Below are 26,992 nucleotides of genomic sequence, written 5' to 3'. Positions count from 1 at the left end.
CCGGACGGCGCCCGTCCGCTCCGTCCGGGGTGTCAGTGGGCCGGTGGGGCCGACCGGGTCAGCGGGATGCGAGGAGGAGGCGTGCCTCCGTCTCCTGGTCGCCGGAGACGGACTGCGTCGACTGCACCGCGAAGGTGGCGGCGAGCGTCTTCTCGACCTCCTCGACCGCGTGGTACCCACCGGTCAGCAGCGCGCCGACCTGTCCGCTGAGATGCACCGGACCGGCGTCCTCCCGACGCCCGCCGGCCGTGTCGAACGTCGCCATCCAGACGGTGGGGGCGGGCGCCGAGGCCGCCTTCGGGCCGGGGGCGCTCATGTCCTCCAGCCGGTAGACATGGTCGAGGGCGTCGAAGACCGCCTGGGCGTCCTGGCGGTCGCAGTCGCTCAGCTGCACGGTGACGTCGGTGTCGATGTGGTGGTCGTACACGTAGCTCATCTCCTCGCTGCCAGGCGTTCGTCGTCCTGCCACGCTTCCAGCATCCCTCGCGCCGGGGCGTCCCGCGACGTCCCGTGCGCCCGGGGCGGGCGCGGCCGCCCCCTGGCTCGGGCGGCCCAGGGTTGAAGCGGGCCCCATGCGGTTACCCGCGAAGCGAGGGCCGACAACAGGAGGTTCCGTGTCCACTCGGCCAGTCCAGGAACAGTCGGGCGGCGGTGACCTCGTCCGTGGTCGTCACGAGACGCAGGAGGAGAGCGCGGACCGGCGCTGGGCCGAGCTGATGCAGGAGATCAGGGTCGCCCAGACGGGCGTCCAGATCCTGTTCGGCTTCCTGCTCACCGTCGTCTTCGCGCCCCGGTTCTCGGACCTGTCGGACACCGACCGGGCCATCTACGTGGTCACGGTGTCACTGGGCGCGGCGGCTACGGGGGCGCTGATCGGCCCGGTGTCGTTCCACCGCATCGTGGCGGGCCGGCGGATCAAGCCCCAGACCGTGGTGTGGGCCTCGCGGCTGACGTTCGTGGGGCTCGTGCTGCTGCTGGCCACGCTGACCTCGGCGCTGTTGCTCGTCCTGCGGGTGGCGACGGACGACGGGTACGTGCCGTGGCTGGTCACCGGCCTGGTCGCCTGGTACCTGCTGTGCTGGTACGTGCTCCCGCTCTGGGTGCGGCGCCGCTACACCAGCGGAGACTGAGCGAGCCCGCCAGGTCAGGCTCCCTCGACGACCCGCTCCACGGTGTCGGCCTCGGAGGCGGGCTTGTCCGGCCGGTGCCGCAGGACGCGGGCGAAGCGCAGGGTGACCCCGGCGGGGTAGCGGGTGGAGCGCTGGATGCCGTCGTACGCGATCTCGACGACGAGTTCCGGCCGTACGCGTACGGTGAAGCCGTCGTCGTCCACGGCGAGTTCGCCCAGCTTCTCGGTCTGCCAGCGAAGCATCACGTCGGTGAGGCCCTTGAACGTCTTGCCGAGCATCACGAACGTCCCGTCGGCGGCCCGGGCGCCGAGGTGGAGGTTGGAGAGCAGCCCGGTGCGGCGGCCGTGGCCCCACTCGGCGGCGAGGACGACGAGGTCGAGCCTGTGCACCGGTTTGACCTTGAGCCAGGTACGGCCACGACGGCCGGCCACGTAGGGCGCGTCCAGGGCCTTGACCAGGACGCCTTCGTGTCCCAGGGACAGGGTGTCGGTGAGGAACCGCTCGGCGGCCTCCACCTGTCCGGGCGCGTCGGGGTCGTCGACGACGAAGCGGCGGACCCGCCGGTTCTCCGGCAGCAGGCGGACCAGGGCGGCGTGGCGCTCCTGGCCCGGTCGGTCGATGAGCACCTCACCGTCGGCGGCGAGCACGTCGAAGAAGACGGGAGAGAGGGGCACCGTGGCGCTGGCGGCGGCGACGTCGACGCGGGAGCCGACCCGGGAGGCGATGTCCTGGAAGGCGAGCGGCCGACGGGTGGCGGGGTCGAGGGCGATCACCTCACCGTCCAGGATGAACGGGTCGGCGGACGTCTCCCGGGCGACGGCGACGACTTCGGGCAGCCGGCCGGTGATGTCGTCCAGGGAGCGGGTGAACACCTTCACCTCGTCGCCGCGGCGGTGCACCTGGATCCGGATGCCGTCGAGTTTCTCCTCGACCGCGCACCGTCCGAGACCCGCGACGGCCTCGGTGACCGAGGCGGCCGTGTGGGCGAGCATCGGCTGAACGGGGACACCGACCCGCAGCGCGAAGCCCTCGAGGGCGGCGGGCCCGTCGGCGAGCACGGCCTGCGCGACGCGGGGCAGCGAGCCTTCCAGCATCACGGCCCGGCGAAGCTCCGCCGAGGACACGGTGGCGGCGCGCGCGACCCCTTCGAGGGCGATGGCGTCCAGGGCTCCCTGCCGTACCTCCCCGGAGAGCAGCCGGATCAGGAACTCCTGCTCCGCCGCGGTGGCGGCGGCCATCAGCTCGTGCACGAGGCGGGCACGCTCGGACTGCGACCCGGCGCCGGAGACGGCCGCCAGCTCGGTCATGACGGCGTCGGTGGCGGCGAGGGTCAGGCCGGGGTGCGCGGCGTGCGGTACGGCCGGTGGGACCACGTTCTTGAGCACGCTCCAGCCGACGCCGATGCGCCCCTGCGGGAGCCGGCCGGAGAGGTACGCGATCACGAGCGGGCTCTCCTCGGGCGCGGCCTCCGAGAACAGCTCGGCCAGCACCGCGATCTTCCGCGAGCGGGCGGACGTGGCGGTGACCTGCTGGGACGCGTCGGCGAGTCGTGCCAGAAGCATGGGCCCATACTCCCCCGCCCGGTGCGCGGGCCGCATGTCGGACACGGCCCGGGAGGGGTGGGCGGCGCGAACGGAACGGTCACCTTCACGTCCGAAGTCCGTAACGGTCCCCCGGCCAAGGGACTTCCACGCCATCCCTCGGGCATGCACCGGACAGATCACCCAGCCATGCGAGCCATGGGACGACACACGGGGGGCCACCATGAGCACTGTCCGGAACAGTTGGAGAACCTGCGCGGTCGGCGTCGCGGCCGTCGCCGCGCTCCTTGCGACCACCGCCTGCGAGTCCGGGGGCACGGACAACGGCAAGAGCCCGAGCACCGGCAAGAGCCCGACGACCTCACGCACCCCGGGTGCGTCCGGGACGCCCACGCCTTCCGCGAAGCCGAGCACCTCCGACGCCGCGCCGAGTCCGGGCCGGACTTCGGGCGAACCCGGCGACGACGGCAACACCAGGCCCGCGGCCTGCAACGACAACGACCTCTCGATCACGCTGTCGTACTGGCGCCAGGACTCGGGGCAGAACGTCCTCATCACGGCCGGCAACATCACCGGCAAGGCCTGCACCCTCTACCACTACCCGTACGTCGGCTTCGGCGCCGAGATCGACGGGCCGATCGAGGCGATGGGGGCCAGGCCCCGGGCGATCGCCACGATCGGGCCGAAGGAGAAGGCGTACGCGGGGGTGTACCTCTTCCGGGGCGGCGAGAAGACGGTCGCCGCGGAGGCGCTGTCCATCGGCTACCAGGACCGCGCCCCCGACAGCAACGGAGATGTGGCGATGCTGGACATCTCGCCCTCCGACGAGATGGGGGCCCTCAACGTCGGAACCAACCCCCGGGTCACCTACTGGAACCGGGATCTCGGCGCGATCGAGGATCTCCTGTTCAGGTCGGGCGCCGACTAGGCCCGGCGGCGGGTGGCGGGCGACTTCCGCGCCCACCACCCGCCGCCGGGTTCTGTCATGCCTCGGTCGGCCTACTCGCCGGCCGTCCTGCGACGCCGCATCCACCACAGGAGTGCTCCGCCGGCCACGGCGAGGACCGCCGCGATGCCCACGATCATGCCGACGGGGGTGCTGCTGCCGGTGTCGGCGAGGTCGCCGTCCGGATCCTTCGTCGCCGGCGGTGCGCTGTTGTCACCACCGGGCGTGGAGGGGCCGGGCGCCGGAGTGGTCGGCTGCTCGGTGGGCTTGCCGGTGCCCGACGGAGTCGGTGTGGGCGTCGGCGTGGGACCGCCGCCGCCGTCACGCTCGCCGGACGAACCGAGGAAGACCTCTTCGGTTCCGCGGTGTGTCGTCTCGGTCTGCAGAGACGTCTTGGTGGTCCTGTCCAGCTCACGGTGCTGGACGTTGAACTCGGTCCGGGTGATGTTGCGCTTGGGGGACTTGGAGAAGTCGACCCCGCCCATGGACAGGATCCAGACCTTGCCGTCGTAGACCCGCTCGAACTTGTAGTCGCCGTTCTTGAACGAGTGGACGTACTTGTCGTAGACCGTCTTCTTGTCCCAGTCCTTGTTCTCGCCCCTCAGCGGCCACCGCTTCACGTCGTTGCTGTTGATGACGGTGCGGAAGTCGGTGGGCTGGGCGGCGTCCGCGCGGCGGACGTGCTCTGCGGCGACGCGGGAGCGGTAGACGTAGCGCAGGTCGGCGTAGCCGGCCTCCTGGTTCACGCGGCGCTCCACCTCCGGCAGGATCTCGCTGCGGATGAGCGCTTCGGCCTGCTTGGACTGCGCCTCGGTGATGTCGCAGGTGTTCGGCGGCTTGTTGGGGCCGCTGGCCACCTCCATGTTGACCTTCAGCGGCGCGTCGAGGATGTAGATGCCGCCGTCCTGCTCGCGGACCGTCGCCGTCTTGGGGGTGATCCACTGCCGGATGATCGGCAGGCAGGGCGCTCCCTCGGCGGTACGCGGCGCGGCGCGCCAGAAGCGCTCCCCGCGCTCGTACTTGTCGGGGTTCATGGCGTCGGCGTAGTCGTGCTTGAGGGTGAGGTCGGCCTCCAGCAGGATGCGGCCCGCGTCGGTCTTGGCGAACTCCTTGTCCATGATGACGTCGGGCTGCACCGGGTTGAGGTTCACCCAGAACTTGTCGGGGGTCAGCGCCAGCCAGGTGAAGAACGCGTCGTTGGCGAGGTTCAGGCGCGCCTCACCGCCCCAGCCGGGCTTGCCCTCGGCGTCGGGGACGTACGTCGTCTTCATGGAGTACCGCATCCCCTTGCCCTTGGCGGGGGTGGAGACGTAGTTCAGTTCCATGCTGGAGAAGTCGATGCCGCCGGGGCCCCGGTTGAAGTAGCCGCCCCGGTTGTTGGCCTCGTACTGCTTCTGCATACGGAGCGCTTCGGCGGGGGTCTTCCCCGAGCGAAGTGCCTGGTCCATGATCGAGGAGCGGCCGGCCTTCAGCGGGTCGGCGTTGAAGCGCGGGTCGGCGGCGGTGTAGACGTTCGGCTTCAGCGGGCGCTCGATGGCGTTCGAGCGGCGCTCGACGATGTTGGCCTGCCGCGCACTGGTGTTCCGGTCCGCCTTCATCTCCTTGTTGAAGGCGTCGATCTTCTCCTTGGTTCCCTTCTCGGTCGTCTGACCGGTCAGGTACTGGAACTTGTCCTTCGGGTACTGCTTGGCGAGCTGCTTGTCGCCCTTCAACTGGTCGTTCTCGATGTGACCGTTGGACTTGGCCTCGACGTTGACGCCCTTGACCCGGTTGCGTGCGTCGATGCGGCGTTCCTGCTTGTTGCCCTTCTCGTCGGTGTATTCGAGGGTGTCCTCGCACCACCAGTCCGGGCCGATCATGTTGTACTTCTTGACCATCCGCTGCATGAACGCGAAGCCGCGCGGCGGGTTGCCGTGCGGGGCGAGCCAGCGTATCTGCTTCCAGTCGTCCCAGTTCTTGTACCCGGTGGAGTTGTTGTACTGGGCGTTGTACCGGGCGTACATCTCCATGACGCGGTCGGCCGGGTTGCCGTTCTTCTCCCAGAGCCGCTGCCACTTGCGGTAGTTCGTGCCCGCCGTCTCGCGCTGCTTGTCGGTGGGAGCGAGAACCCCGTCGAAGTCCTTGGCGGGGTTGACGTACGTGTAGTTCTCGTCCGTCGGGAACGGGTCGTAGTCACCGGTCATCGGCGGGCCGGAGTTGGCCGGGGTCCTGCCGTAGCTGTGCCCCAGGTACATCTCGTCGCAGCGCTGCGGCTTGGGCGCCGCGTCGGCCTCGCCGATCTGGAAGCCCGGGAGCCCGGGAAGTCCGGTCACGGATATCGCGGTTGCCGCGCTCAGAGCCAGCACGGTGCGTGGCCACAGTCGACGGGTGCGGCCTAAGGGCCATATCTGCGCAGTCACGTTCTTTGTCCCCCTGGAGAGCCCCGGTACAGCGCCGCGTGAGGCTCCTGAGGTCGGCGACGGTTGCGACGCTGGAGACCGACCACCCTAGGGGACATCGCAACTGCGAAGGCCAGAACGCGACGATCGATTGCTGACAACTTCCTTATGTTTCCCGATCGTTACTCTTCCAACCAGGTCTCCTCCAGGTGATCGACAGCCTCGGGCGTGCGCGCGACGCGGAACACCGACAGGACCCGCTCGCGCCGGTCCACCGGCATCAACGTGCGCAGCACGGCGTCTTCCAGCTCACTGAAGTCCATCGTCTGCGGCTCCGCGTCGAGGTCGAAGTCGGCGTCGAGGGCGGTCCGGGCCCGGAAGGCGTCGAGGACGCCGTCGACGCTCCCCTGCACGTTCCACGGGCCCTCACCCGACCACCCCTCGGCCCAGAGGCGTGTTCCGTCGGGATGGAGGAAGACCCATGCCCCGTAGCGGATGGGGAAGTTGACACGGACCGATCCGATCACCGCCGCCCCCGGGTGTCGCCGGGCAAAGGCGGCGGCCTGGTCGTCCAACGGGAAGCACCCACCCCGGAAGGCCAGCGCCGCGTCGGTGATCTCGGTGACCGGGCCCCAGCAGCCGACCCGCACCAGTTCCAGATCGGCACGGGTGTCCTGCGGGACCAGCTCCGTGGCGGGCTGTGGAGACAGTTCCGCGGTGACGCCGGCGACAGTGATCAGAGACGCGACCACCTCCCTCGCGCGTGCGGGATCGTGCGCGGGGAGCGCTTGAACCTCGTGGGGCGAGGGCGCGTTGATGACGGTGAGGCTGTAGGTGCCGTCGCGGAGCACGGAGGCGTCGGGCGGCGAGTCCCAGTGGGTGTCGTCGGTCATAGCCATCCACCGTAGTGCGGACGGCGACGCGGGGGGCGAAGACGGATCGCGCCGCGTCTTGTCGGCCACGGGCTGGAGCGGTTGCTGGCGCAAGGGTGCCGCCGGACCGTCCGCGCGTCCGGCACTTACCGTCCGCTACCAAGTGAACGTGCTGGTCGCAGCCGCCGATGACGCGCAGGGACCTCCCTATGTCTCCGACGGGAGCCGGCCCCGTGACCTCCCCTCCGGCTCCGCGCCGGCCGTCCCCCTGCGGCGCCTCAGCCGGTCGAGGAGACTGCGGCGCGGGCGGTGCGCGGGCGGGCGGATCAGGACGAACCCGCGGGGTGGGCGCGGTGTCGGCGCGTCCGGCGCGGGCGCGGTGTCGGGACGCGGGGCGGGACGGTCCGCCCGGGCCTCGTCCAGAGCGAGGGCGAGGCTCATCCGGTGCCAGAGGATCTCGTCCGGGTCGTCCGCCACCGTCAGCCGGTCCACGAGGTCACGCGCGACCGCCGACTCCGGCCGTCCCGAAGGCGGTTCGGGGCGCAGACGGTCGAGGTGGGCGCGTTCGTACGGGTCGTCGACGACCTCGGACAACTGACCCGGGCCGAGCAGCGAGGCGATGGCCGCGGCCCGGGCCCAGGGGTCCTCGGTCGACCGGAGCAGGAGCCCCAGTCGGCGGGCCCGCCAGTTGCGCGGCCGCCGGTCCTCTCCGCCGTCGACGCGCTCCCGGATCTGCTTCGGCAGTCTCCCGGTGAGCAGCCCGGGGTGTGCCAGGGCGAACTCACCCAGCTCACCGGCGAGATAGAGCCAGACCACCGCGCGGTAGCGGTTGAGGTAGAACCGCACCGGGCTGAAGTGCCCGGTCCTCGCGAGCCTGGTGAAGCGGTCCTGCGGCACGGCGAGCAGGGCGGCCGCCTCGCCCGTACCCACCGTGCGGACGCGGTCGCGCAGTCCGGCCGGGAAGTCCGGCGCGCTCCTGAGCCGGTCGATCTCCGACCGCTCCACGCGTCGGCGTCCGCCTCGCGCGCCGGCGCCTCCCGGCACGGTCCGCACCAGACCCAGCTGGACGGCCAGCTGGAACTCGTCCCGCCGTAGCTCCAGTTCCTGCGCTGCCCGCGTCAGCGCCAGCGCGGCCGCGGGCACCGCCGGCGCGGGCATCGCCGACGTGGGCGGTGCGGCCGACGCGGGCGGTGCGGCCGATGCGGGCGCGACGCGAGCGGTCTCTTCTCCTGTCATGACGGTCTCCCCCGTGAGTGGCGATTACTCTCGGTGACGACCGTACTCCGTCAGTCCCGCTCCCGCTCGGCCTGTGGACAACTCAGAGGCCGCCGACCCCCGGCTGACGCGCCGCCACCCCGAGGTGCTCGCCGACCCGGTTGACCAGCAACGTCATCTCGTACGCCACCTGGCCGACATCGGCGTCCGCGCCGCTCAGCACGCACAGGCAGCTGCCCTCGCCCGCCGCCGTCACGAAGAGCAGGGCCTCGTCGAACTCGACCATCGTCTGCCGTGCCCGCCCGGCCTGGAAGTGCCGCCCCGAGCCGCGCGCGAGGCTGTGCAGGCCCGAGGAGACGGCGGCCAGATGCTCGGCGTCCTCCCGTGCCAGGGCGCTGCTCGCTCCGGTGACCAACCCGTCGTTGGACAGCACGAGAGCGTGCCGTATGTACTCGACCCGCCGGGTCAAGTCGTCCAGGAGCCAGTCCAGTTCCTTGTCCAGCGCCATCTGTGGTCCTTCCCCCTGTGTGTGGCGGCCCCGTGACCCCGCAGTCCCCGCGGTCCGCCTGTCGTGGCAAGCCTTACGCACTGTCGTGGACAGAGCAAGCACCCCCGGCGATGCCGGGGGTGGCGCGCACGCCGCACATGCCCCCGGTGGCGCACCATGGACGCATGCCGAAGATGACCGAGGAACAGTGGCGGGCGTTCGTGTCCGAGGGAACGCGCACCGGGAAGCTGGCGACCGTACGTGACGACGGGAGTCCGCACGTGGTCCCGATCTGGTTCGTGCTCGACGGAGACGACATCGTCTTCAACACCGGCAAGGGCACGGTCAAGGGCCGCAACCTGGCCCGCACCGGGCAGGCGGCCCTCTGCGTCGACGACGACCGGCCGCCGTTCGCCTTCGTCTCGATCCGGGGCCGTGCCGAGATCAGCGAGGACCTGGGCGAGCTGCGGCGCTGGGCCGCTCGCATCGGTGGCCGTTACATGGGCGAGGAGCGCGCCGAGGAGTTCGGCTCCCGCAACGGTGTCCCCGGCGAACTCCTCGTACGCCTGCGGATCGAGAAGGTGACCGCCGAGAGCGGCGTCTCCGACTGACCGCGCACAGCCCCGCACGGCACACTCCCGAGGCTCCGGACGGCCGGAGCCTCGGGACCGCTTCGTCTGCGATCGCCTCACCCGACCGAGTCGAGCAACCGCGCCGTGTGCATGCGTCCCGCGTACTCGACCAGTCTGATCAGCACCTCCTTGCCCGAGTCCCGGTCACGCGCGTCGCACAGCACCACCGGAGTGCCGCGGTCCAGGTCCAACGCCCGCGAGACCTCGTGCGCTCCGTAGTTCCGGGCGCCCGCGAAGCAGTTGACCGCCACGACGAAGGGGATCTTGCGGTGCTCGAAGTAGTCGACGGCGGGGAAGCAGTCCTCGAGCCGCCGTGTGTCGGCGAGGACGACGGCTCCGAGCGCCCCTTGGGAGAGCTCGTCCCAGAGGAACCAGAACCGGTCCTGTCCCGGCGTACCGAAGAGGTACAGGGAGAGGCCGGAGCGGATGGTGATGCGGCCGAAGTCCATGGCGACCGTCGTGGTGGTCTTCTGGTCGACGCCCCCGGTGTCGTCCACCGACTCCCCGGCGCGGCTCAGCTGTTCCTCGGTGCGCAGCGGGCGGATCTCGCTGACGGCGCCCACCAGAGTGGTCTTGCCGACGCCGAAGCCTCCGGCGACCAGGATCTTCAACGCGAGGGCCGTGGTGTCCACGCCACCGCCCGCATCCATGCTCTCAGAGCGCTCGTAGGCCATCGATGACTTCCCTCAGGATCCGTTCGTCGGGCAGCTGCGCGGGCGGTACGGGTCGGCTGACCCTGACGAAGCCCGCTTCGAGGAGGTCGCCGAGGAGGACCCGGACGACGCCGACGGGCAGATCGGCGTCGGCGGCGAGTTCGGCCACCGACTGCGTCTCCGCCCTGCACAGGGTGAGCAGGGCCCGGTGTTCGGGGCCGAGGAGCGACTCCTCGGCCCGGCCGGGCGGGTTGTCGTCGACGACGACGAGTGCGATGAGGTCGAACCGTACGTTGCTGGGCCCCGGCTTCGTCCGGCCGCCGGTCATGGCGTACGGCCGCACGAGCGGCCCGGCGTCCGCGTCGTACCACTGACTGCCCGGCGGGGCCTGGCCGTCGCCGGGGCTGTCCTCGTTCATGGATGGTGTCTCCGGTCAGCCGGCGGCCGGCGGGGTCGCGGTGAGCCGCGGCGGGGTGTGCAGATGCTCGCCGACACGCTTCACCAGCCGGGCCATCTCGTAGGCGATCAGGCCGATGTCGGCGCTCACGGAGCTGAGGACGGCGAGGCAGGAGCCGTCACCGGCGGCGGCGACGAACAGGAATCCGTCGTCCATCTCCACCATCGTCTGGCGTACGCCCCCGGTGTGGAACTGGCGGCCGGCGCCCTTGGCGAGGCTGTTGAAACCGGAGGCGATGGCGGCCAGATGCTCGGCGTCCTCGCGGCTGAGTCCGCTGGAGGAGCCGACGGCGAGTCCGTCGTTGGACAGCACGACGGTGTGCCGGACCTCGCGGACCCTGACGACGAGGTCGTCGAGGAGCCAGTCGAGTTCGCCTGAGCGGTGGTGGGACATCCTCTCGTGGTCGATCATGCGTGGTCTCCTTCACTGCCGAAGTCGTGGCCGGAGTGGCGGCCGTGGTCTGAGGCGTTGCCGAAGTCGGGGCCGGAGTCCCGGCCGGTCTCACGGCCGGACTCACGGCCGGTCTCGCGACGGGCAGCACGGCCGGGTTCGCGTCCGGTGTCACGGCCGGAGCCTGTTCCCAGTGGCCTTCTGGTGCCGGGGGCCGGACCGCCGCCACGGGCCCAGCCGTCCCGGTAGGCGGTCATGCGGTCCCTGACCTGTTCGGGGGTCCGTTCGTCCGCGCCCTGGACGGCCGGGGCCGGTGGCAGGTCGGCCGGTGGCGCCTCGCGCAGCTGCGGTACGAGGCTGGCCTGGCGTATACGCCGGGGCAGGTCGCCGGAGTCGTCGGAGGGCGGTTCCGAACCTCCGGGCGCGGGCGCCGCGGGGGGTGTCTGCGGCGGCGGGGTGGCGGAGCGGCCGCGCTGACGCAGGGTCGTGACGCCGGCCGGCGGCTGCTCCGGGGACCCCTGGTCCTCCGCCTCCGGCTGCCCCGCGAGAGCGGGGATCCGGGGCGGGCGCGGCAGCGAGGTCGACGACGCGTGCGACGGCGACTGCGACGGCGCAGCGGAGGGCGGCGGGGACGCAGGGGACGCCGACGGGAAGGCCGACGCGGGCGACGACTGCGGCCGGGGCGACGCGTTCCGGGACGGTGGCAGAGCCTGGTTCCGGGCAGGGGGCGGTACGGCGCCCACGGAGGCGGGCGACTGCGCGCGGTGGCGCGGGTAGGGCGCCTCCTCGGCCCCCGGCCGCTCGCGGTGCACCGCGTACCCTCGCGGGTCGTCCCCGCGTGCCGGTTCCGCCGTCCGCCCGTGCGCCGTGCTCCTCCCGGGCGGGAGGGCGCCCTGCAACACGTCGGTGGGGAGCAGGACGACGGCGGTCGTACCGCCGTACGGCGAGGTCCGCAGATGGACCTTGATGTCGTGGCGGGAGGAGAGCCGGCTGACCACGAACAGGCCGAGCCGGTCGCTGTCGAAGAGGTCGAGCGCCTCGGACTGCGCGATCCTCGTGTTGGCCTCGGCGAGAGTCTCCTTGCCCATGCCGAGACCCCGGTCCTCGATCTCGAGGGCGTAGCCGTTGCCGACGGGCTCCCCACTGATCCGCACCTTCGTGTGGGGCGGGGAGAACTGGGCCGCGTTCTCGATGAGTTCGGCCAGCAGGTGGGTGAGGTCGGCGACCGCGCCGCCGATGACCGACGTCTCGGGGAGCTGGCGCATCTCCACGCGCGCGTAGTCCTCGATCTCGGAGACGGCGGCCCGTACGACGTTGGTCAGCGGCACCGGCATGCGCCAGGCGCGGCCCGGGGCCGCCCCGGAGAGGATGATCAGGCTCTCGGCGTGGCGTCTCATGCGCGTGGTCAGGTGGTCGAGCCGGAAGAGGTCGCCGAGTTCGCTCGGGTCGTCGGCGCGGCGCTCCATGCTGTCGAGCAGGTTGAGCTGACGGTGGACCAGGACCTGGCTGCGGCGGGCGAGGTTGACGAAGACGCCGGAGATGCCGCTCGCGAGTTCGGCGCGCTCCACGGCGGCGGAGAGCGCGGCCCGGTGGACGACGGTGAGGGCCTCCCCGACCTGTCCGATCTCGTCCTGCGGGGCGGGCCCCGGCGGGGCCTCGGCCTGTACGTCGATCTCCTCTCCGGCCCGCAGCCGCAGCATGGCGCCGGGGAGCTTGCGCCGGGCGATCCCGAGGGCCGTGTTGCGCAGGCTGATCAGCTCGATGACCAGGCCGCGGCCGATGCGTACGGAGATCACCAGGGAGGCGGCGACGGCGGCGAGGCCGAGCAGGACGGCGGCGCCACCGGCGGTGAAGGCGCCTCCGCCGAAGGGGTCCGCTCGGTCGGCGGCGGCGCGGCGGGCGTCGGTCTCGATGGACGCCAGCCCGCCTCGTACGACCGCCATGGCGTCGTCCCAGGTGGCGGCGGGCACGGCCTGGACCGCCTTCCGGCCGGCGGCTGCTGCTCCGATGCGGTCCTCGGCGGTGGTGAGCTGCTGGTAGCCGCGCTGGCCGGCGAGTTCCTGCCAGGCGGCGCGCTCGGTGCCGCGCAGGTCGGCGGTGGCGGACTCGATGAGCGAGCGGCGCGTCTCGGCCGCTCCGGTGAACTGGCGCAGCCTTTCCGCGCTCAGCTCGCCGTCGAGGTGGGCCGAGCCGAACAGGGCGTCCTCGCGGGCGAGCATCTCGCCGGCGCGGCCGAATTCGAGGAGCACGCGCGCGTCGGCGCCGACCTCGGCGTCCTGGATGCCGGTCAGGGCGCCGCCGACGGATAAGGCGGCGGTGATGGCCGCGGTGTACTCCGTGTAGACCTGGTCCCAGTCGCCCTTGCCGGCCGCGGCGGCGGTACGAAGCGGGCCCAGGCCCTCGGCCTTGGCGACGAACCGGCCGATCCGGTCGGCGACGTCCCGGGGCAGGTCTCCCCTGTCGCCGACGGTGTGTCCCTCGTCGAGGCGGAGCCGGGCGACGGCGGCGTCGGTGCGCCGTGCCTGGTCCTTGAGCTCGGCGGCGCGTCCTGTGCCGGGCGAGGCGACCTGGCGCACGGCGGCGCGGCGTTCGGCCTGGAGCGCGGTGACGGCGGCGGCGACGGGTTCGCGGATCTCCGCGTCGACCCTCTGGAGCTGGCGCAGCCGGGCGATGTCCTGGGCGGTGGTGACCGTGGCGAATCCCCACAGGGCGAGCAGGGAGACGACCGGGACCATCAGCAGCGAGACGATCTTCGCGCGGACGGTCCGGGGCCGCAGCCCGCGACGGCGGAACGGCACGGACCGCACGGTGGATCCGGACCGCGCGGTGGATCCGGACGGGGCGGTGGATCCGGACCCGTCGGAGGGCGCGGCGGGGGTCGATCGTCCGGACGATGCGGCCCCGCCGGGGGTCGCCCCGGAGGCGTGCGCCGGTGGTTCGTCGGCGGGAGGCCCCGCGTGCGCGCGCCGTCCGCGCGCCGCCTGCGGCGGCGCCGTCGTCCCGGCGTCCTGGGTCTTGCGGGGAGTTCGCATGGCCTCCTCGTTCCGGATGCTGTGTCCTGGTGCGATGTGCGTGCCCCGTGCCGCTCCGTGTGCCCGGGGGCCGCCCGGTGAGGCGGCTGTGCACCATGCACGGGGCCTTCCGAGCGGGCTGGGTCCCGTCTACGAGGGGGCGGGCCCCGGGTCGACCGTCCGGGCCCGGTACGCGTAGGAGCGCGGGGCGTCGGCCGTTCCCGGGCCCGCGGTCCCCGGCTCCGCGATGCCGTCTCCCCGTCCCTGGGTGTGGAAACCGGGAGGTGCCACGTCGACCGCGCGTTCGTCCGGCTCGGTGATCCGCTCGGCCGAGGCGTACGCGGCGCGCTCCTTGGCGGTCGGGGAGAGGGCCACGAAGGCCGAGGTGATGAAGAGATAGGAGCCGAGGCCCACGGCGAGCGGGAAGATGAACTGCATGGCGGTGGCTCCGGGCAGCCCGGCCGTCGACGGGACGACCTCGACGGCGACGGCGAACATGCCCGTGTAGTGCATGCTGCTGACGGCGGCCCCCATGACCAGCGAGGCCAGTGCCACGGCGGCCGGCGCGTGGATGTTGAGCGCGGCCCACAGCGCGGCGGTCGCGGCGACCACGGCGATGGCGACGGAGAGCCCGACCAGCATCGGGTCGTACGTCACCTGGCCGTGCAGACGCAGTGCGGCCATGCCCATGTAGTGCATGCTCGCGACGCCGATTCCCGTCGTCAGCCCGCCGATCAGCAGCGAGCGGCCCCGTTCACGTCCGTAGCCGACGGCGAAGACGCCGACGCCGACGACCGCCATGGCGATCAGCAGGCTGAGCATGGTGAGCGGAACGTTGTAGCGGATGTCGGTTCCGGTGACACCGAAGCCGAGCATCGCGACGAAGTGCATCGTCCAGATGCCGGTGCCGATGGCGGACGCGGCGGTGAGCAGCCAGTTGCGTCGCGATCGGCCGGTCGCGTCGAGCGCCCGTACGGTGCAGCGCAGCCCGAGGGCGGCGCCTATGCAGGCCATCGCGTACGACAGCACAGGTGTCAGCCAGCCGAAGGCGGCGTGGTCCAGGTGTCCCATGACCCAGGGACGCTAGACCGCACAAGGGGGCGCATCAGGGGCGCATTTCGAAAGCTGATGGAATATGACGTAGAGATGTTCCAGAACGATCGTGCCGCGCTCGAACATGGACACCGGGCGCTCACCCCTGGGGCTGAGGCATCATGCACACATGAGCGATGACCCCACCCGTGTCCAAGAGTTCTTCGGCCCCCGCGCCGCCGGATGGGACTCCCGCTTCCCGGACGACGGCCCCGCCTACGCCGCGGCCGTCGCCGGCCTCGGTCTGCGCTCCGGGGACGCCGTGCTGGACGCGGGGTGCGGAACCGGCAGGGCGCTGCCCGCGCTCCGCACCGCCGTGGGCCCGACGGGAACCGTCATCGGCGCGGACCTCACCCCCGAGATGCTCGACGAGGCGGTACGGGCCGGGCGCGACGAGGCCGGGGAGCTGATCCGGACCGACGTGGCCCGGCTGCCTCTGCGCGACGGCGTTCTCGACGCCGTGTTCGGTGCCGGGCTCATCTCCCATCTGGCGAACCCGGCCGCCGACCTGCGCGAACTGGCCCGTGTCGTGCGCGCCGGCGGGAGGCTCGCCCTCTTCCATCCCATCGGACGGGTCGCGCTCGCCGCCCGGCACGGCCGGCAGATCACCGACGACGACCTGCGCGCCGAACCCAACGTGCGTCCGCTTCTCTCCGGTTCCGGCTGGCGGATGCTCAGTTACGTGGACGAGGACGACCGTTACCTCGTGCTCGCCGTTCGGCAGGACGACACGGTTCCGTCGTAGAGACGCCCGACGCACCCTTCTTTCCCGGCAGTTCCCTGTCTACCGTGGAAGGGCCGGGCAGCCGTGTCCGGGAGAGGCGGCAGGCCATGGCCCGTGTGCGAGCACTGTTCAACGCCCTCCTGCCGACCGCGCGACGGGCACCGGACACACCGGGCAAACCCGCCCCGGTGCGACGGCAGCACAACATCTTCGAAGCGGCGGCGACCTATGTCGCGGGCTGCGTGGAGGACGATCAGGACCGGATCGACGAGGCCGTCACCTGGGTCTCCCCCGAAGCCATGACGTTCGGGATCAACGAGCTCGCCTGCCGGGCGGTGATCGCCCTGGCGCGCGAGCGGGACGAGTCGCCCGAGACCGTGGCACGGTCGCTCCTCGGGCTGCCGCCGGCCTGAGCCGTACGGAACGGACCCGGCGACCGCTCCGTCGCCCTCCGCGCGACATTCCCTTCCGGAGACTCTCGACGCGCGCGTTACCCACTGGTTAAGGTGCGCCGACGACCAGATGAGGAGGCTGCCGTGGCTACCGCCGACGACGACGCGCTGTATGTGCTGACCGCCGTGCTGCTCACGCCCGCGCAGTTTCCGAGCGTGCTGGGCGACGACTACCCGGCGGCGTGCGCGGCGCTGGAGATCGAGCCGTACGCCGGAGGGTACGGACTGGTCCTCGGCCAGGACGGCCTGGGTGCCCGCTGGACCGTGATCGTCGACGACGTCTCTCTGGTCGCCGTGGCCATCGCCTCCTGGGACTGCGGGATGGAGTACGACCTCTCCCCCGACGAGCGTTCCGTGGTGGCGGCGCTCCCCGGCTGGCCGCTCGCCGTCGCCTCGGCCGCACCCGGCCTGCCGGCCCCGCACGACCCCGAGCCCGAGGAGGGCGACCGCGCTCCGCTGTCCCCACCCGAGGAGGACGGCTGGGGTCCGGCGCAGCGCAGGCTCGGGGCCGACGAGGTGGCGCTGCAGTGGGCGGCCTGGCGGGCGCAGATGGACGAGGACGACGCGGTGGCCGTAGACGTCGGCGAGGCCGACGGCAGGACGGATTCCGCCGGCGGCTCGGGCGCGGAACCCTCCGGCGGCCCGGCGCACGACCCGTACGACGGGGTGCGCCGTGCCCTCGGCGAGCTGCGCGGCTACCTCGACGACACCCCGCCGGTGGGCCGGGTGCGGTCGAGCTTCGCGACGGGTGAGGCCCGGATGCTCCGGGCCGACGGACCGGGCTGGTCCCTGGTCGCGCGGACCGACGACATGGCCTTCGTCCTCCTGGACGACGAACCGCGCGAGGTCCTGCCCGTCGCCCGCGGCCCCAGGCTGCCCGCGCTCCTGGAGGCCCTGGACGCGATCGCGGTGCGCCCCGCCTGATCCGCTCACGGTCCGCTCCCGGATCCGTCCACCGGTCCGACCACCGGTCCGCCCGCCGCTCCGCCCCGGGCTGACCCCCCACATGGCGGACGGGCCCGAGGTGTGGCGCGGAACCATGGCCGCTCGGAAAGAGGTGGCCGCACGATGTGGCGGCACACCCCCTTCCCGTCGTCCCATCGGAGGCTGTCCATGCCGTCCACGCGCCTGTTCCGAGGCGTTCCGCTCCTCACCGCGCTCCTGACCGCGCTGACCGTCGCCGGCCCCGCCGTACCGGCAGGGGCCGTACCGGCAGGGGCCGAGTCCGGTCCCGCGCGGTCCGGCTGCGCGGGCGTGCACCGGGTCGACGTCCCCGGCGCCGCGTACCAGGAGACCGCGTGCCTCGCCGATCTGACGACCGCGGGCCTGGCGGGCACCCGGTACACCGACATGTCCGACCAGGCCGGGCTCTCCGCGAAGGGGACCAGGAACCCGACCGGCGTCCCCGGTGTACAGATCGACGGCTACTTCCCGGACGACTCACGCCTCAACGCCACGCACGGCTGGTCCCACGACGCCCAGTTCGTCATCCGGCTCCCCGAGCACTGGAACGGCGGTCTGGTCGTCACCGGCGCGCCCGGCACCCGGCGCCAGTACGCCACCGACACCCTCATCTCCGACCATGTCCTGGCCCAGGGCTTCGCCTACGCCGCCACCGACAAGGGCAACACGGGGCCGGACTTCTTCACCGACGGGCGCGAGCCGGGCGACGCGGTCGCCGAGTGGAACCGGCGGGTGACGGAGCTGACCAGGGCCGCGAAGAAGACCGTGCGGCAGCACTACGGCCGCGCGCCCCGGCACACCTACATGACGGGCATCTCCAACGGTGGCTATCTGACCCGCTGGCAGCTGGAGAACCGTCCCGAGCTGTACGACGGCGGCGTCGACTGGGAGGGCGTCCTCTGGACGGCCCACGGACCCAACCTGCTGACGAGCCTTCCGGTCACCGTCGCCCGTTCACTCGGCCGGGCCTCCGACGAGGACCTGATCGACGCCGGCTTCGCGGAGGGTTCCCGCTTTCTGTGGCCTTACCACGAGAAGGCGTACTGGGGCGTGACGCAGAAGAGCTTCCGGGCGGAGTTCGATCCGGCGTACGACCCCGCGTGCCCGGGCACCACGGCCGGTTCGACGGTCGAGGAGATCCTCGCCCCCTGCGCCTCGGACGCCTCGTACGACTACGCCTCACGCCCCGCGTCCGTCCGCCGCGCGGTCGCCCAGGTGGCGCTGACGGGGCGGATCGGCAAGCCGCTCATCACCCTGCACGGCGATCTGGACACGCTGCTGCCGATCGCGACCGACTCCGACGTGTACGCCGGGATGGTCGACGCGCGGGGCCGGTCCGGGAAGCACCGGTACTACACGGTCCAGGGCGGGACGCACACGGACGGGCTGTACGACACCCACCCGGAACGGCTGCGGCCGATCCTGCCCTGCTACCGCTCGGCGTTCGCCGCGCTCCGCGCGTGGGTCGAGAAGGGTACGGCGCCGCCCGCGAACCGTACGATCGCACGGCCGGCGGCCGGGGACGTGGTCAACTCCTGCGCGCTGCCGCGCCCCTAGGGCGTGTCCGGAAAGTATCGCCGTCCGCCCGCAGGGCGGGGCTCGCGGCGTCCGGTGCGTGCGATCGCAAGGCGGCCGGAAGCCCTGATCCGAAAGACAGGCCCTGGAACGACGGGCACGGGTCACGGCGCCGGGACCGTCCGGGACGCGCATCGGCGGAACCGGGCTCAGACCATCTCCAGCGGGCGGTGCGGCTCGGCCGGCAGCTCGACCCTGATCGGGTCGCCGGGCCGCACCTCGCCACCGGTGAGCACGATGCTCATGATCCCGGCCTTGCGGACGACCCGCCCGCTCTCGTCCCGGCCGAGGACCTGCTTCAGCAGCCCGTGCCGGTAGGTGTCGATCTGGGCGCAGGGGTTGCGGAGCCCCGTGACCTCGACGACGGCCTCGGCTCCGAGGTGCAGGCGGGTGCCCGTCGGCAGGCCGAGGAGGTCGATGCCCCGGGTGGTGATGTTCTCGCCGAGGGCGCCGGGCGTGACCTCGAACCCGGCGACGCCGACCTCGTCGAAGAGTTCCGCGTGGATCAGGTGCACCTGCCGCAGGTTCGGCACCGTCGGGTCCTTGGCCACGCGGGAACGGTGCTTGACCGTGACACCGGCGTGGACGTCCCCCTCCACGCCGAGACCGGCGAGCAGCGTGACGCTGTCCCGGTTCGGCTTGGTGAACGAGTAGACGCCGTTGCTGCTGACCGTCGTGACGGTGGCGCTGCTCATGACGGGAGCCCCCTTCTCCGATCCGATGATCACATGGACGTGATCATCGTCGAGCCTACGCCAGACGTCCGTCGGGGCCGGCGCCGCGCGGTCGCTCGCCGGGCGGTCTCCTCAGCGGTTGAGGGTCTCCTCAGCGGTTGAGCTCCTTGCGGGAGATCCGGCGCAGTCGGCGCCGCTGGCCGGGGTCCAGGGCCAGGTAGGCCACGGCCGGTACGCCGAGCACCACCAGCAGGGACATCCAGAAGCCGATGAGGGGCATCAGGAGGAGGCCGACGGCCACTCCCCCGATCACGATCTTCGTCCGTGTCGACATGTCGACGCCTCCTTGTCACGCTGCCGAGCGCAGCGGCTCCCCGACCTCGTGCAGATGTCCGAGCGCCTGTCGGTAGGACTCGACGAAACCGGTCTCTGTGTAGGGGATACCCACCGTACGGCAGTGCGCACGCACGGCGGGCTGAGCGAGCCGAAGATGCGGGCGCGGCATGCTCGGGAAGAGGTGGTGCTCGATCTGGTAGTTCAGTCCGCCGAGGAACCAGTCGGTGAGGAATCCGCCCCTGATGTTGCGCGAGGTGAGCACCTGGCGTCGCAGATGCCCCCAGCTCGCGCCGTCCGGGTGGGCGTCCGGCATCTCCATGCCCTTGTGGTTGGGCGCGAAGGCCATGCCCAGGTGGAGTCCGAGGAGCATCTGGTGGATGAGGGCGAAGACGAGCGCCTGGCCGACGGTGAGGGTGGTGAGGAGCAGCGTCGCGTAGCCGAGGACGTGGGCAAGGAGCAGGGCGCCCTCGACGAGCCGCTCGCGCCGGTTCCGGTACGGCCCGTCCTCGGCGAACAGGGCCTGGAACCCGTACACCTTCAGCGCGATGCCCTCCAGGGTGGTCAGCGGGAAGAAGAGCCAGGCCTGGTGGCGCGTGAGCCAGCCGCGGAATCCGGCGCGGCCGGCCGTCTGGTGCTGGGCGAACACGAGGATGTCGGCCGCCACATCCGGGTCCTTGTCGAGGTGGTTGGGGTTCGCGTGGTGCCGGTTGTGCTTGTCGTTCCACCACTCCTGGCTCATGCCGAGCAGCAGGTTCGCGTGGACGAGCTGGATCATCCGGTTCCACCGGCGGTCCGCGCTGATCTGGGCGTGTCCGGCGTCGTGGCCGACAAAGGCGACGCGGGCGGAGAGCAGGGCGAGCGGCACGGCAAGGAGGAGGGCCCACCACGAGGGGCCGAGCAGGACGAGGCCCGCGACGACGGCGGCGAGGCCGAGGAAGTTGACCGCCATGCCGCGCGCGTACCAGCCGGCCCTGCGTTCGAGGAGTCCCTGCTCCTTGATGGTCCGTAGCAGTGGCGCGAACTCGCTGCCCCCGCCGCGGTCGCCGCCGCGCCGGGTCGCGGGGCTCGGATCGGGCGCCGTGAGCGTTGCGGTGGCCTGGGGCATGGCGGTCTCCGGTGTCCGTGGGCGGTGGCCGGGCGCGGGCCGCCCGGACTCCCTCGAACGTACGGATCGGTGATCCTCCGCAGCCATGGCGTCACCCCCCGAGGTGCCGGGGGGCTGCCCAGGGGACGGGGGTGGGGCTGGCTCCACCTCCAGGGGTTCGTTCCCGGCGCGGAGGGCGCGGAAGGTGAGCCAGGTCACGGCGATTCCGCTCCCGGACGCCCGGGCGGTTCCTGTACCCTCGGCCGCTCGGCCCCCAGTAGTCAAATTTGAGGAATGCGTTGTCGCCGTCCCAGAGACTCGATGAACTCGTCCGCTGCTCCGCCGTTTTCCTGCCCGCCGATCCGCCCCGAGCGGGCCACATCGCCTTCTGGTCCCCCGAGGGGACCCCTCCCGCCGACGGACTGCCGGCGACGGAGGACCGGCTGACCGTGGTGGCCGACGACGTACGCCCGCAGTCGGTCGCGGCCGCCCTGATCCCCGTACGGGACGCCCTGCCTCTCCTCACGCGCGCCCGGTTCTCCGACGGAGCCTCGCCCGCGACCGCGTTCTGGGGCGCCGCCACCCTCTTCGCGCTGCACCTGGCCGCGCGGGGGCTGCTGCTGCCCGGCCTCACGGCCACCGATCGCGACGCCTGGCGGGCCGGACCGCTGGGCCCCGAAGAGCTGACCGAACTCCGGGCGCTCGCCGCGTCGATGCCGCCGGCCGCCCATGCCGTACCGCTGCCGGGCAACGGAACCGCGCCTGAGACCGAACCCCTCTTCCTCCCCGAGCCCGAGGGGCTGCTGCGCGCCTTCGTGGACGCCGTCGTGGACGGTCTGCCGCGCACCCCGGCCGCCCCTCTCGCCGCCGGCGGGCCGGCCTTCGCCGCCGACGAGCCGCAGGAACTCCCCGGACAGCGCGCCTGGGCGGCGGACGTGGCCGCCGGCCATGACGCGGGCGTACGGCTCTCGCTCCGTCTGGAGCTGCCCGGGCTCGACGAGCGGGAAGCGCCGGCCTTCCGGGCCGTGCTCCAGATGCACAGCGTCGCCGACCCGACGCTCGTCGCGGACGCGGCCGAGGTCTGGTCCGGTTCGAGCCCGGCAGGCGCGTCGTTCGGACCCCGGGCCCGGATGGACGCCCTGCTCGCGCTGCGCCGCGCCGCCCGCGCCTGGGCACCGCTCACACCGCTGCTCTCGGCTGCCGTGCCGGACGCCGTGGAGCTGGCCGACGAAGAGGTCGCGGAGCTGCTCGGCCCGGCGGCGCGGGCGCTCGCCGCGACCGGTCTGCAGATCCACTGGCCTCGCGACCTGGCCCACCGCCTCACCGCCCGCGCCGTCATCGGCCCGGCGGACGGCGGCATGCCGGACGGCAGCATGCCGGATTCAGCCGGGCCGCAGGACGGCACGACGTCCGCGGGAACCTGGGACGACGCCGAAGGGGACGGCACGGGCTCAATCGGCCGGCGCTCCTCGGCGCTCCCCTCCTTCCTCTCCGCCGACGCGCTGCTCGCCTTCAACTGGCGATTCGCCATCGGCGACCAGGAGCTCACCCGAGCCGAGCTCGACCAGCTCGCCGAGGCCGGACGCCCGGTCGTCCGGCTGCGGGACCAGTGGGTCCTCGTCGACCCCGCGGAGGTACGCCGCGCCCGCGCCGCCACGGACCACAAGCTCACGCCGGTGGACGCGCTCGGGGCCGTACTCACGGGCGCGACGGAACTCGACGGCCGACGGGTCGAGGTCCAGGCGACCGGGTGGCTGGAGCAGCTGCGCGCCCGCCTCGACGACCCCGAGGGCGGCCCGCAGGAGGTCGCCCAGCCCGCCGCGCTCGCCGCGACCCTCCGCGACTACCAGCTGCGCGGCCTCAACTGGCTGCACCGGATGACCTCGCTGGGCCTCGGCGGCTGCCTCGCCGACGACATGGGGCTCGGCAAGACCATCACCCTCATCGCGCTCCATCTGCACCGGCAGAGCGAGCCGTCGGCCGCGGGACCCACCCTCGTCGTCTGCCCGACCTCGCTGATGGGCAACTGGCAGCGGGAGATCGAGAAGTTCGCACCCGGCACGCCCGTGCGCCGCTTCCACGGTCCGGCGCGCAGCCTGGACGCCCTGGCCGACGGCGAGTTCGTCCTCACCACGTACGGCACGATGCGACTGGACACCGGCCAACTGGCCGCCCGTACCTGGGGAATGGTCGTCGCAGACGAGGCCCAGCACGTCAAGAACCCGTACTCGGCCACCGCCGGACAGCTCCGCACCATCGGGGCCAAGGCACGCGTCGCCCTCTCCGGCACCCCGGTCGAGAACAACCTCTCCGAACTGTGGGCCATCCTCGACTGGACGACACCCGGTCTCCTCGGCCGGCTCGGCACGTTCCGGTCCCGGTACGCAGCCGCCGTCGAGGGAGGCGAGGACCCGGCGGCCGCCGGGCGACTGGCCGCGCTGATCCGCCCCTTCCTCCTCCGCCGCCGCAAGTCCGACCCGGGCATCGCGCCCGAGCTGCCGCCGAAGACCGAGACCGACCGGGCCGTCTCCCTGACCAAGGAACAGGCGGGCCTCTACGAGGCGGTGGTACGCGAGACGCTCGCGGCGATCGCCGAGGCGGACGGCATGGAGCGGCGCGGTCTGGTGATGAAACTGCTGACGGGGCTCAAGCAGATCTGCAACCACCCGGCCCAGTACCTGAAGGAGGAGCGGCCGCGCATCGACGGCCGTTCCGGAAAGCTGGAGCTGCTCGACGAACTCCTCGACACGATCCTCGCCGAGGACGCGAGCGTGCTGGTCTTCACCCAGTACGTGCAGATGGCGCGGATCCTCGAACGGCATCTGGCGGGGCGGGGCGTGCGCACGCAGTTCCTGCACGGGGGAACCCCCGTCGCCGAGCGAGAGGCGATGGTCGCACGCTTCCAGGCCGGTGAGGTGCCGGTCTTCCTGCTGTCCCTGAAGGCGGCCGGCACCGGACTCAACCTGACCCGAGCCGGGCATGTCGTGCATTACGACCGGTGGTGGAACCCGGCGGTCGAGGCCCAGGCCACCGACCGCGCGTACCGGATCGGGCAGACGCAGCCGGTGCAGGTCCACCGGCTGATCGCCGAGGGGACGATCGAGGACCGGATCGCCGACATGCTGCTGCGCAAGCGGGCGCTGGCCGACGCCGTACTCGGCTCGGGCGAGGCGGCCCTGACCGAACTGACGGACGCCGAACTGGCGGATCTGGTCCGGCTCCGCGGAGGCGGGGAGGGAGACGGGGACGGCAGAGGCAGCCACGACGACGACGGCCGGAACGGGAACGGGGACGGACGATGAGCGAGTACGCGTACGACGACGAGCGGACCTTCGCGGCGATGCCGCCGGCGCAGGGGTCGGCCTTCGCCCGCACCTGGTGGGGCCGGGCGTGGCTGAAGGCCCTGGAGGACACGGCGCTCGACGGCGAGCAGCTGAAGCGGGGGCGGCGGCAGGCGAGGGCGGGCGCGGTGGGCGCGGTGTCGGTGCGTCCGGGCCGGATCACCGCGGTCGTCAAGGACCGAGACGGCTCCTCGTACCGCAGCGACGTCCTCCTGCAGGAGCTCTCGGAGGACGACTGGGACCGGCTGCTCGACCTCGCGGTGGAGAGCGCGGGGCACATCGCCGCCCTGCTCGATCACGAGATGCCGCCGCACCTGGTGGAGGACGCGGCGGCGGCCGGGCTCGAACTGCTGCCGGGCATCGGCGATCTGGACCCCGAGTGCGGCTGCGAGGCGTGGGACCACTGCCCGCACACGACGGCGCTCTGCTACCAGGTGGCCCGGCTGCTCGACGAGGACCCGTTCGTGCTGCTGCTGATGCGGGGGCGCGGTGAGCGGGCGCTCGTGGAGGCGCTCCAGGAGCGCAGTGCGGCGCGGGCGGGGACGGAGGAGTCCGCCGTCGAGGATTCCGTGCCCGAGGGCGTGCCGGCCGAGGAGGCCTTCGCCGCGCGCGACATCCTCCCTCCGTTGCCGGCTCCTCCCGTGCTCCCGCCGACGCCCGGCGAGCCGCCGTCCCTGGACACCGAGACCGCACCTGGTCCGGGGATCGACCCGTCTGCGCTGGAGGTCCTCGCGGCGGACGCCGCCGCCCGGGCGCACCGACTGCTCGCCGAGGCGCTCGCCGCTCCGGGGCGTGGCCGGGCGGGCACAGGCGGGGGCGCGGGCGCGGACACGGTGTCCGTCACGGGCACGGGTTCAGTCAAGGGCACGATGTCAGGCACAGGCCTGGGCGCGACGGAACAGACCCTGACGGTCGCTCAGGACGCGGTGCGGCTCGCCGCCGGGTCTCCCCCGTCGTGGATCGCGGCTCGTCTGGCGGATGGGTCCGGCCGGCGGCGGGCGGAGTTGGACGTGGCCACGCGCGCGTGGCGGTTCGGGGGCGCTGCCGCGCTCGCCGTACTGGAGGAGGAGTGGACGCCCGGCGCGGAGGCGCTCGCCCGGGCGAAGGCGGTGCTCATGGAGGCCTGGGAGGACGACGACGCCCGGCCCGTTCTGAGACAGGCCGGGGCGGCGCGCTGGACGGTGGTCGGTGCGGAGGCGCAACTGCGACTGGGCGAGGACGGCCGCTGGTGGCCGTTCCGCAAGGAGCGCGGCCAGTGGATCCCGGCGGGCCCCGCGGACCAGGACCCCGCCGCGGCGCTCGCGGCCCTGTCGGCGCGGGAGGAATGACGGGAGGAATGACGGGAGGAATGACGGTGAGGGCAGGCGGTGTGCGGGGGGGGCGGCGGCGGCCTACGGCACGGTCACAGCAGAGGCGCGGTGAGCGGGCGCGCCGCGGCGCCGGGTCGGGTGTACGCGGTGAGGCTGCAGGCCACGGTGTCGGAGCCGAGGAGGTAGCTGGAGCGGTACGGGTACTGGACGAACGTGGTCCAGCGGGTGCCGGACGGTTGCCGGGCCGCCTTGCGGTGCAGCGGCTCGCGGCACAGGGCCGCGGCCGCGTTCCGTATGCCCTCGTCCGTGCGGTGGTCGCCCGCGAGTCGTAACACGGTGACGAGTTGGGCGTCGTGTGGCCGGTCGCAGCCGCGCCGTACGACCGTGCCCGGCTCGGCCCGGTCGATGTCGAAGCACTCCCCGGGAACGAGGCGGTCGTAGGCGACGGCGACGCGCCCGTCGGCCGCCCCTCCCTGGGGCGCGAGCCGTCCGCCCGCGGCGGGCGCGGCGTCGCCGCCGGTGGCGTCGTCCGCTGCGGCCGCGCGGGTCCCAGGAGCGGCGGAGAGCCGGCTCTCGGCACCCTGGCGGCTCACCATCATGATCGCCCCGACCAGAAGGAGGACGAGCGGCACAAGAAGGTACCGGAGGGGCGACGGCGACTCGCCGGTGCGCGGTGACATGACGACCAGGGTCGCCCGCCCGTGCCTCACCACGCCCGGCCGGCCGCCGAGTTGCAGCACGGCCCGTACAGGACTGTGACAATTCCCTTACCTGTAAGGGCCGTTCGGCAGCACCCGTCGTGCTACAGGCCGAGCTGGCGCTCCGCCCCTTCGACGGTCTGCGCGAGGAGCACGGCGATCGTCATCGGGCCGACTCCCCCCGGTACGGGAGTGATGAGGGAGGCGCGTTCGGCGGCCGTCTCGAAGTCGACGTCACCGACGTTGCCCGGGTTGTAGCCCGCGTCGATCACCACGGCGCCGGGCTTGATGTCCTCACCCCTGATGAAGCGCGGCTTGCCCACGGCGGCCACGAGGATGTCCGCCTCGCGGACGATCGAGGAGAGCTCGGTGGTACGCGAGTGGCAGTACGTGACGGTGGCGTCGCGGCCGAGCAGCAGCAGGCCGGCAGGCTTGCCCAGGATCGCGGAGCGTCCGACGACGACGGCCCGCTTGCCGCTCAGCTCGACGTCGTACGCGTCGAGCAGGCGCATGATGCCCCCGGGCGTGCAGGAGACGAAGCCGGGAAGGCCGAAGCCCATCGCGGCGAAGGAGGCCATGGTGACACCGTCGACGTCCTTCTCCGGCGCGATCGCCTCGAAGGCGGCCCGCTCGCCGATGTGCGGGCCGACCGGGTGCTGGAGCAGGATTCCGTGGACCTCGGGGTCCTGGGAGAGCGCGGTGATCGCGGCGACGAGTTCCTCGGTCGTCGTCTCGGCGGGCAGCTCGACGTGCTTGGAGCGGATTCCGGCCTTCGCGCAGCGGTTCTGCTTCATCTTCACGTACGTGACGGAGGCGGGGTCCGCGCCGACGAGAACCGTGGCGAGACAGGGCGTGACGCCGGTGCGGCGGGTGATTTCGGCGGCGCGTGCGGCGGTCTCCTCGACCGTACGGCGGGCGAGCGCGGTGCCGTCCATGAGGGATGCGGTGCTGGTGGACATGGGCCACTCCTGGGCGTCGTCGATGACAGGGAGATCGCCCAGGCGCACGGCAGCGTCGGATCCGCGCGGGTG

At 72.6% G+C, this 26,992-nt stretch carries 24 protein-coding genes and 1 pseudogene; 9 read left to right on the top strand and 16 right to left on the bottom strand.

The window, feature by feature from the left end; translation table 11 throughout:
- Positions 1 to 58: 58 nt before the first annotated feature.
- Positions 59 to 469 (bottom strand): hypothetical protein, encoded by a 411-nt coding sequence (locus tag ACFVGW_RS09420; protein WP_385851478.1) that lies wholly within the window; start codon positions 467 to 469, stop codon positions 59 to 61.
- A gap of 145 nt (positions 470 to 614) precedes the next feature.
- Between ACFVGW_RS09420 and ACFVGW_RS09415 the strand changes: the two genes are divergently transcribed.
- Positions 615 to 1,130, top strand: a complete 516-nt coding sequence (locus ACFVGW_RS09415; protein WP_385851477.1) for a DUF6328 family protein — start codon at positions 615 to 617, stop codon at positions 1,128 to 1,130.
- Between the two features lie 14 nt (positions 1,131 to 1,144).
- Here ACFVGW_RS09415 and ACFVGW_RS09410 read toward each other — a convergent pair whose 3' ends face one another.
- Positions 1,145 to 2,692, bottom strand: a complete 1,548-nt coding sequence (locus ACFVGW_RS09410) for an ATP-dependent DNA ligase (protein ID WP_385851476.1) — start codon at positions 2,690 to 2,692, stop codon at positions 1,145 to 1,147.
- Between the two features lie 202 nt (positions 2,693 to 2,894).
- Between ACFVGW_RS09410 and ACFVGW_RS09405 the strand changes: the two genes are divergently transcribed.
- On the top strand, positions 2,895 to 3,599 hold the full coding sequence (locus ACFVGW_RS09405) for a DUF4232 domain-containing protein (RefSeq protein WP_385851475.1): 705 nt from the start codon (positions 2,895 to 2,897) through the stop codon (positions 3,597 to 3,599).
- Between the two features lie 71 nt (positions 3,600 to 3,670).
- On the opposite strand, the gene ACFVGW_RS09400 is transcribed toward ACFVGW_RS09405, so the two are convergent.
- The 4 genes from ACFVGW_RS09400 to ACFVGW_RS09385 form a co-directional block, all read right to left on the bottom strand.
- The gene (locus tag ACFVGW_RS09400; RefSeq protein ID WP_385851474.1) at positions 3,671 to 5,929 is read right to left on the bottom strand and encodes an LAETG motif-containing sortase-dependent surface protein; all 2,259 of its coding nucleotides are present in this window, start codon (positions 5,927 to 5,929) and stop codon (positions 3,671 to 3,673) included.
- Positions 5,930 to 6,177: 248 nt separating this feature from the next.
- The gene (locus ACFVGW_RS09395; RefSeq protein WP_385851473.1) at positions 6,178 to 6,888 is read right to left on the bottom strand and encodes a DUF6333 family protein; all 711 of its coding nucleotides are present in this window, start codon (positions 6,886 to 6,888) and stop codon (positions 6,178 to 6,180) included.
- Between the two features lie 186 nt (positions 6,889 to 7,074).
- The gene (locus tag ACFVGW_RS09390; RefSeq protein WP_385851472.1) at positions 7,075 to 8,103 is read right to left on the bottom strand and encodes a DUF6397 family protein; all 1,029 of its coding nucleotides are present in this window, start codon (positions 8,101 to 8,103) and stop codon (positions 7,075 to 7,077) included.
- Between the two features lie 82 nt (positions 8,104 to 8,185).
- Positions 8,186 to 8,590 carry a roadblock/LC7 domain-containing protein gene (locus ACFVGW_RS09385; protein WP_385851471.1) on the bottom strand — a complete coding sequence of 135 codons (405 nt, stop codon included), beginning with the start codon at positions 8,588 to 8,590 and terminating at the stop codon, positions 8,186 to 8,188.
- 164 nt (positions 8,591 to 8,754) lie between these two features.
- On the opposite strand from ACFVGW_RS09385, the gene ACFVGW_RS09380 reads away from it, so the two are divergent.
- Complete coding sequence (locus ACFVGW_RS09380; RefSeq protein ID WP_385851470.1) at positions 8,755 to 9,180, top strand: PPOX class F420-dependent oxidoreductase; 426 nt, start codon at positions 8,755 to 8,757, stop codon at positions 9,178 to 9,180.
- 77 nt (positions 9,181 to 9,257) lie between these two features.
- Here ACFVGW_RS09380 and ACFVGW_RS09375 read toward each other — a convergent pair whose 3' ends face one another.
- From ACFVGW_RS09375 to ACFVGW_RS09355, 5 genes and pseudogenes are all read right to left on the bottom strand, one after another.
- Positions 9,258 to 9,875, bottom strand: coding sequence for an ATP/GTP-binding protein (locus tag ACFVGW_RS09375; RefSeq protein WP_383229625.1), 618 nt, complete (start codon positions 9,873 to 9,875; stop codon positions 9,258 to 9,260).
- Complete coding sequence (locus ACFVGW_RS09370; RefSeq protein ID WP_352192637.1) at positions 9,856 to 10,272, bottom strand: DUF742 domain-containing protein; 417 nt, start codon at positions 10,270 to 10,272, stop codon at positions 9,856 to 9,858. Before ACFVGW_RS09370 ends, ACFVGW_RS09375 begins: the two co-directional genes overlap by 20 nt.
- 15 nt (positions 10,273 to 10,287) lie before the next feature.
- Positions 10,288 to 10,722 (bottom strand): roadblock/LC7 domain-containing protein, encoded by a 435-nt coding sequence (locus ACFVGW_RS09365; RefSeq protein ID WP_352192636.1) that lies wholly within the window; start codon positions 10,720 to 10,722, stop codon positions 10,288 to 10,290.
- Entirely contained in the window at positions 10,719 to 13,733 is a 3,015-nt protein-coding gene (locus tag ACFVGW_RS09360; RefSeq protein WP_385851469.1) for a nitrate- and nitrite sensing domain-containing protein, read from the bottom strand. The genes ACFVGW_RS09365 and ACFVGW_RS09360 overlap by 4 nt, the downstream gene beginning before the upstream one ends.
- Before the next feature lie 285 nt (positions 13,734 to 14,018).
- Positions 14,019 to 14,783 (bottom strand): annotated as a pseudogene (locus ACFVGW_RS09355) (MHYT domain-containing protein); the annotation flags it as partial.
- Positions 14,784 to 14,934: 151 nt separating this feature from the next.
- Between ACFVGW_RS09355 and ACFVGW_RS09350 the strand changes: the two are divergent.
- The 4 genes from ACFVGW_RS09350 (at position 14,935) to ACFVGW_RS09335 (ending at position 18,500) form a co-directional block, all read left to right on the top strand.
- Positions 14,935 to 15,549, top strand: a complete 615-nt coding sequence (locus ACFVGW_RS09350; RefSeq protein WP_385851468.1) for a class I SAM-dependent methyltransferase — start codon at positions 14,935 to 14,937, stop codon at positions 15,547 to 15,549.
- Between the two features lie 86 nt (positions 15,550 to 15,635).
- Positions 15,636 to 15,941 (top strand): hypothetical protein, encoded by a 306-nt coding sequence (locus ACFVGW_RS09345; protein WP_352192632.1) that lies wholly within the window; start codon positions 15,636 to 15,638, stop codon positions 15,939 to 15,941.
- 123 nt (positions 15,942 to 16,064) lie between these two features.
- Entirely contained in the window at positions 16,065 to 16,904 is an 840-nt protein-coding gene (locus tag ACFVGW_RS09340; protein WP_383293725.1) for a hypothetical protein, read from the top strand.
- 189 nt (positions 16,905 to 17,093) lie between these two features.
- Entirely contained in the window at positions 17,094 to 18,500 is a 1,407-nt protein-coding gene (locus ACFVGW_RS09335; RefSeq protein ID WP_385851467.1) for a tannase/feruloyl esterase family alpha/beta hydrolase, read from the top strand.
- A gap of 167 nt (positions 18,501 to 18,667) precedes the next feature.
- Here ACFVGW_RS09335 and ACFVGW_RS09330 read toward each other — a convergent pair whose 3' ends face one another.
- The 3 genes from ACFVGW_RS09330 to ACFVGW_RS09320 all read right to left on the bottom strand — a co-directional run bounded on the left by ACFVGW_RS09330 (position 18,668) and on the right by ACFVGW_RS09320 (position 20,633).
- A complete protein-coding gene (locus ACFVGW_RS09330; RefSeq protein ID WP_383229410.1) occupies positions 18,668 to 19,213 on the bottom strand; it encodes an MOSC domain-containing protein in 546 nt (181 codons plus the stop codon).
- A gap of 130 nt (positions 19,214 to 19,343) precedes the next feature.
- Positions 19,344 to 19,526: a hypothetical protein gene (locus tag ACFVGW_RS09325; protein WP_352192628.1), complete on the bottom strand. Its 183-nt coding sequence runs from the start codon at positions 19,524 to 19,526 to the stop codon at positions 19,344 to 19,346.
- Between the two features lie 15 nt (positions 19,527 to 19,541).
- Positions 19,542 to 20,633 (bottom strand): fatty acid desaturase family protein, encoded by a 1,092-nt coding sequence (locus tag ACFVGW_RS09320; RefSeq protein WP_383229412.1) that lies wholly within the window; start codon positions 20,631 to 20,633, stop codon positions 19,542 to 19,544.
- A gap of 278 nt (positions 20,634 to 20,911) precedes the next feature.
- On the opposite strand from ACFVGW_RS09320, the gene ACFVGW_RS09315 reads away from it, so the two are divergent.
- Positions 20,912 to 23,914, top strand: a complete 3,003-nt coding sequence (locus ACFVGW_RS09315) for a DEAD/DEAH box helicase (protein ID WP_385851466.1) — start codon at positions 20,912 to 20,914, stop codon at positions 23,912 to 23,914.
- Entirely contained in the window at positions 23,911 to 25,281 is a 1,371-nt protein-coding gene (locus ACFVGW_RS09310) for an SWF or SNF family helicase (protein WP_385851465.1), read from the top strand. The genes ACFVGW_RS09315 and ACFVGW_RS09310 overlap by 4 nt, the downstream gene beginning before the upstream one ends.
- A 74-nt stretch (positions 25,282 to 25,355) precedes the next feature.
- Here ACFVGW_RS09310 and ACFVGW_RS09305 read toward each other — a convergent pair whose 3' ends face one another.
- Entirely contained in the window at positions 25,356 to 25,943 is a 588-nt protein-coding gene (locus tag ACFVGW_RS09305; protein ID WP_385851464.1) for a hypothetical protein, read from the bottom strand.
- A gap of 122 nt (positions 25,944 to 26,065) precedes the next feature.
- A complete protein-coding gene (locus ACFVGW_RS09300; RefSeq protein ID WP_385851463.1) occupies positions 26,066 to 26,920 on the bottom strand; it encodes a bifunctional 5,10-methylenetetrahydrofolate dehydrogenase/5,10-methenyltetrahydrofolate cyclohydrolase in 855 nt (284 codons plus the stop codon).
- Positions 26,921 to 26,992: the final 72 nt, after the last annotated feature.

Origin of the sequence: Streptomyces sp. NPDC127129, from assembly GCF_042671585.1 — a bacterium.
Classification (GTDB): domain Bacteria; phylum Actinomycetota; class Actinomycetes; order Streptomycetales; family Streptomycetaceae; genus Streptomyces.
This window is presented reverse-complemented; position numbering and strand designations above follow the sequence as displayed.

Excerpts from the sequence above, each read along its gene's own strand:
- ACFVGW_RS09390 (WP_385851472.1), bottom strand. The coding sequence starts at position 8,103 with ATGACAGGAGAAGAGACCGCTCGCGTCGCGCCCGCATCGGCCGCACCG.
- ACFVGW_RS09330 (WP_383229410.1), bottom strand. The coding sequence starts at position 19,213 with ATGAGCAGCGCCACCGTCACGACGGTCAGCAGCAACGGCGTCTACTCG.
- ACFVGW_RS09300 (WP_385851463.1), bottom strand. The coding sequence starts at position 26,920 with ATGTCCACCAGCACCGCATCCCTCATGGACGGCACCGCGCTCGCCCGC.
- ACFVGW_RS09360 (WP_385851469.1), bottom strand. The coding sequence starts at position 13,733 with ATGCGAACTCCCCGCAAGACCCAGGACGCCGGGACGACGGCGCCGCCG.
- ACFVGW_RS09305 (WP_385851464.1), bottom strand. The coding sequence starts at position 25,943 with ATGTCACCGCGCACCGGCGAGTCGCCGTCGCCCCTCCGGTACCTTCTT.
- ACFVGW_RS09395 (WP_385851473.1), bottom strand. The coding sequence starts at position 6,888 with ATGACCGACGACACCCACTGGGACTCGCCGCCCGACGCCTCCGTGCTC.
- ACFVGW_RS09310 (WP_385851465.1), top strand. The coding sequence starts at position 23,911 with ATGAGCGAGTACGCGTACGACGACGAGCGGACCTTCGCGGCGATGCCG.
- ACFVGW_RS09350 (WP_385851468.1), top strand. The coding sequence starts at position 14,935 with ATGAGCGATGACCCCACCCGTGTCCAAGAGTTCTTCGGCCCCCGCGCC.
- ACFVGW_RS09320 (WP_383229412.1), bottom strand. The coding sequence starts at position 20,633 with ATGCCCCAGGCCACCGCAACGCTCACGGCGCCCGATCCGAGCCCCGCG.
- ACFVGW_RS09375 (WP_383229625.1), bottom strand. The coding sequence starts at position 9,875 with ATGGCCTACGAGCGCTCTGAGAGCATGGATGCGGGCGGTGGCGTGGAC.
- ACFVGW_RS09410 (WP_385851476.1), bottom strand. The coding sequence starts at position 2,692 with ATGCTTCTGGCACGACTCGCCGACGCGTCCCAGCAGGTCACCGCCACG.
- ACFVGW_RS09365 (WP_352192636.1), bottom strand. The coding sequence starts at position 10,722 with ATGATCGACCACGAGAGGATGTCCCACCACCGCTCAGGCGAACTCGAC.
- ACFVGW_RS09385 (WP_385851471.1), bottom strand. The coding sequence starts at position 8,590 with ATGGCGCTGGACAAGGAACTGGACTGGCTCCTGGACGACTTGACCCGG.
- ACFVGW_RS09345 (WP_352192632.1), top strand. The coding sequence starts at position 15,636 with ATGGCCCGTGTGCGAGCACTGTTCAACGCCCTCCTGCCGACCGCGCGA.
- ACFVGW_RS09405 (WP_385851475.1), top strand. The coding sequence starts at position 2,895 with ATGAGCACTGTCCGGAACAGTTGGAGAACCTGCGCGGTCGGCGTCGCG.
- ACFVGW_RS09380 (WP_385851470.1), top strand. The coding sequence starts at position 8,755 with ATGCCGAAGATGACCGAGGAACAGTGGCGGGCGTTCGTGTCCGAGGGA.
- ACFVGW_RS09370 (WP_352192637.1), bottom strand. The coding sequence starts at position 10,272 with ATGAACGAGGACAGCCCCGGCGACGGCCAGGCCCCGCCGGGCAGTCAG.
- ACFVGW_RS09335 (WP_385851467.1), top strand. The coding sequence starts at position 17,094 with ATGCCGTCCACGCGCCTGTTCCGAGGCGTTCCGCTCCTCACCGCGCTC.
- ACFVGW_RS09325 (WP_352192628.1), bottom strand. The coding sequence starts at position 19,526 with ATGTCGACACGGACGAAGATCGTGATCGGGGGAGTGGCCGTCGGCCTC.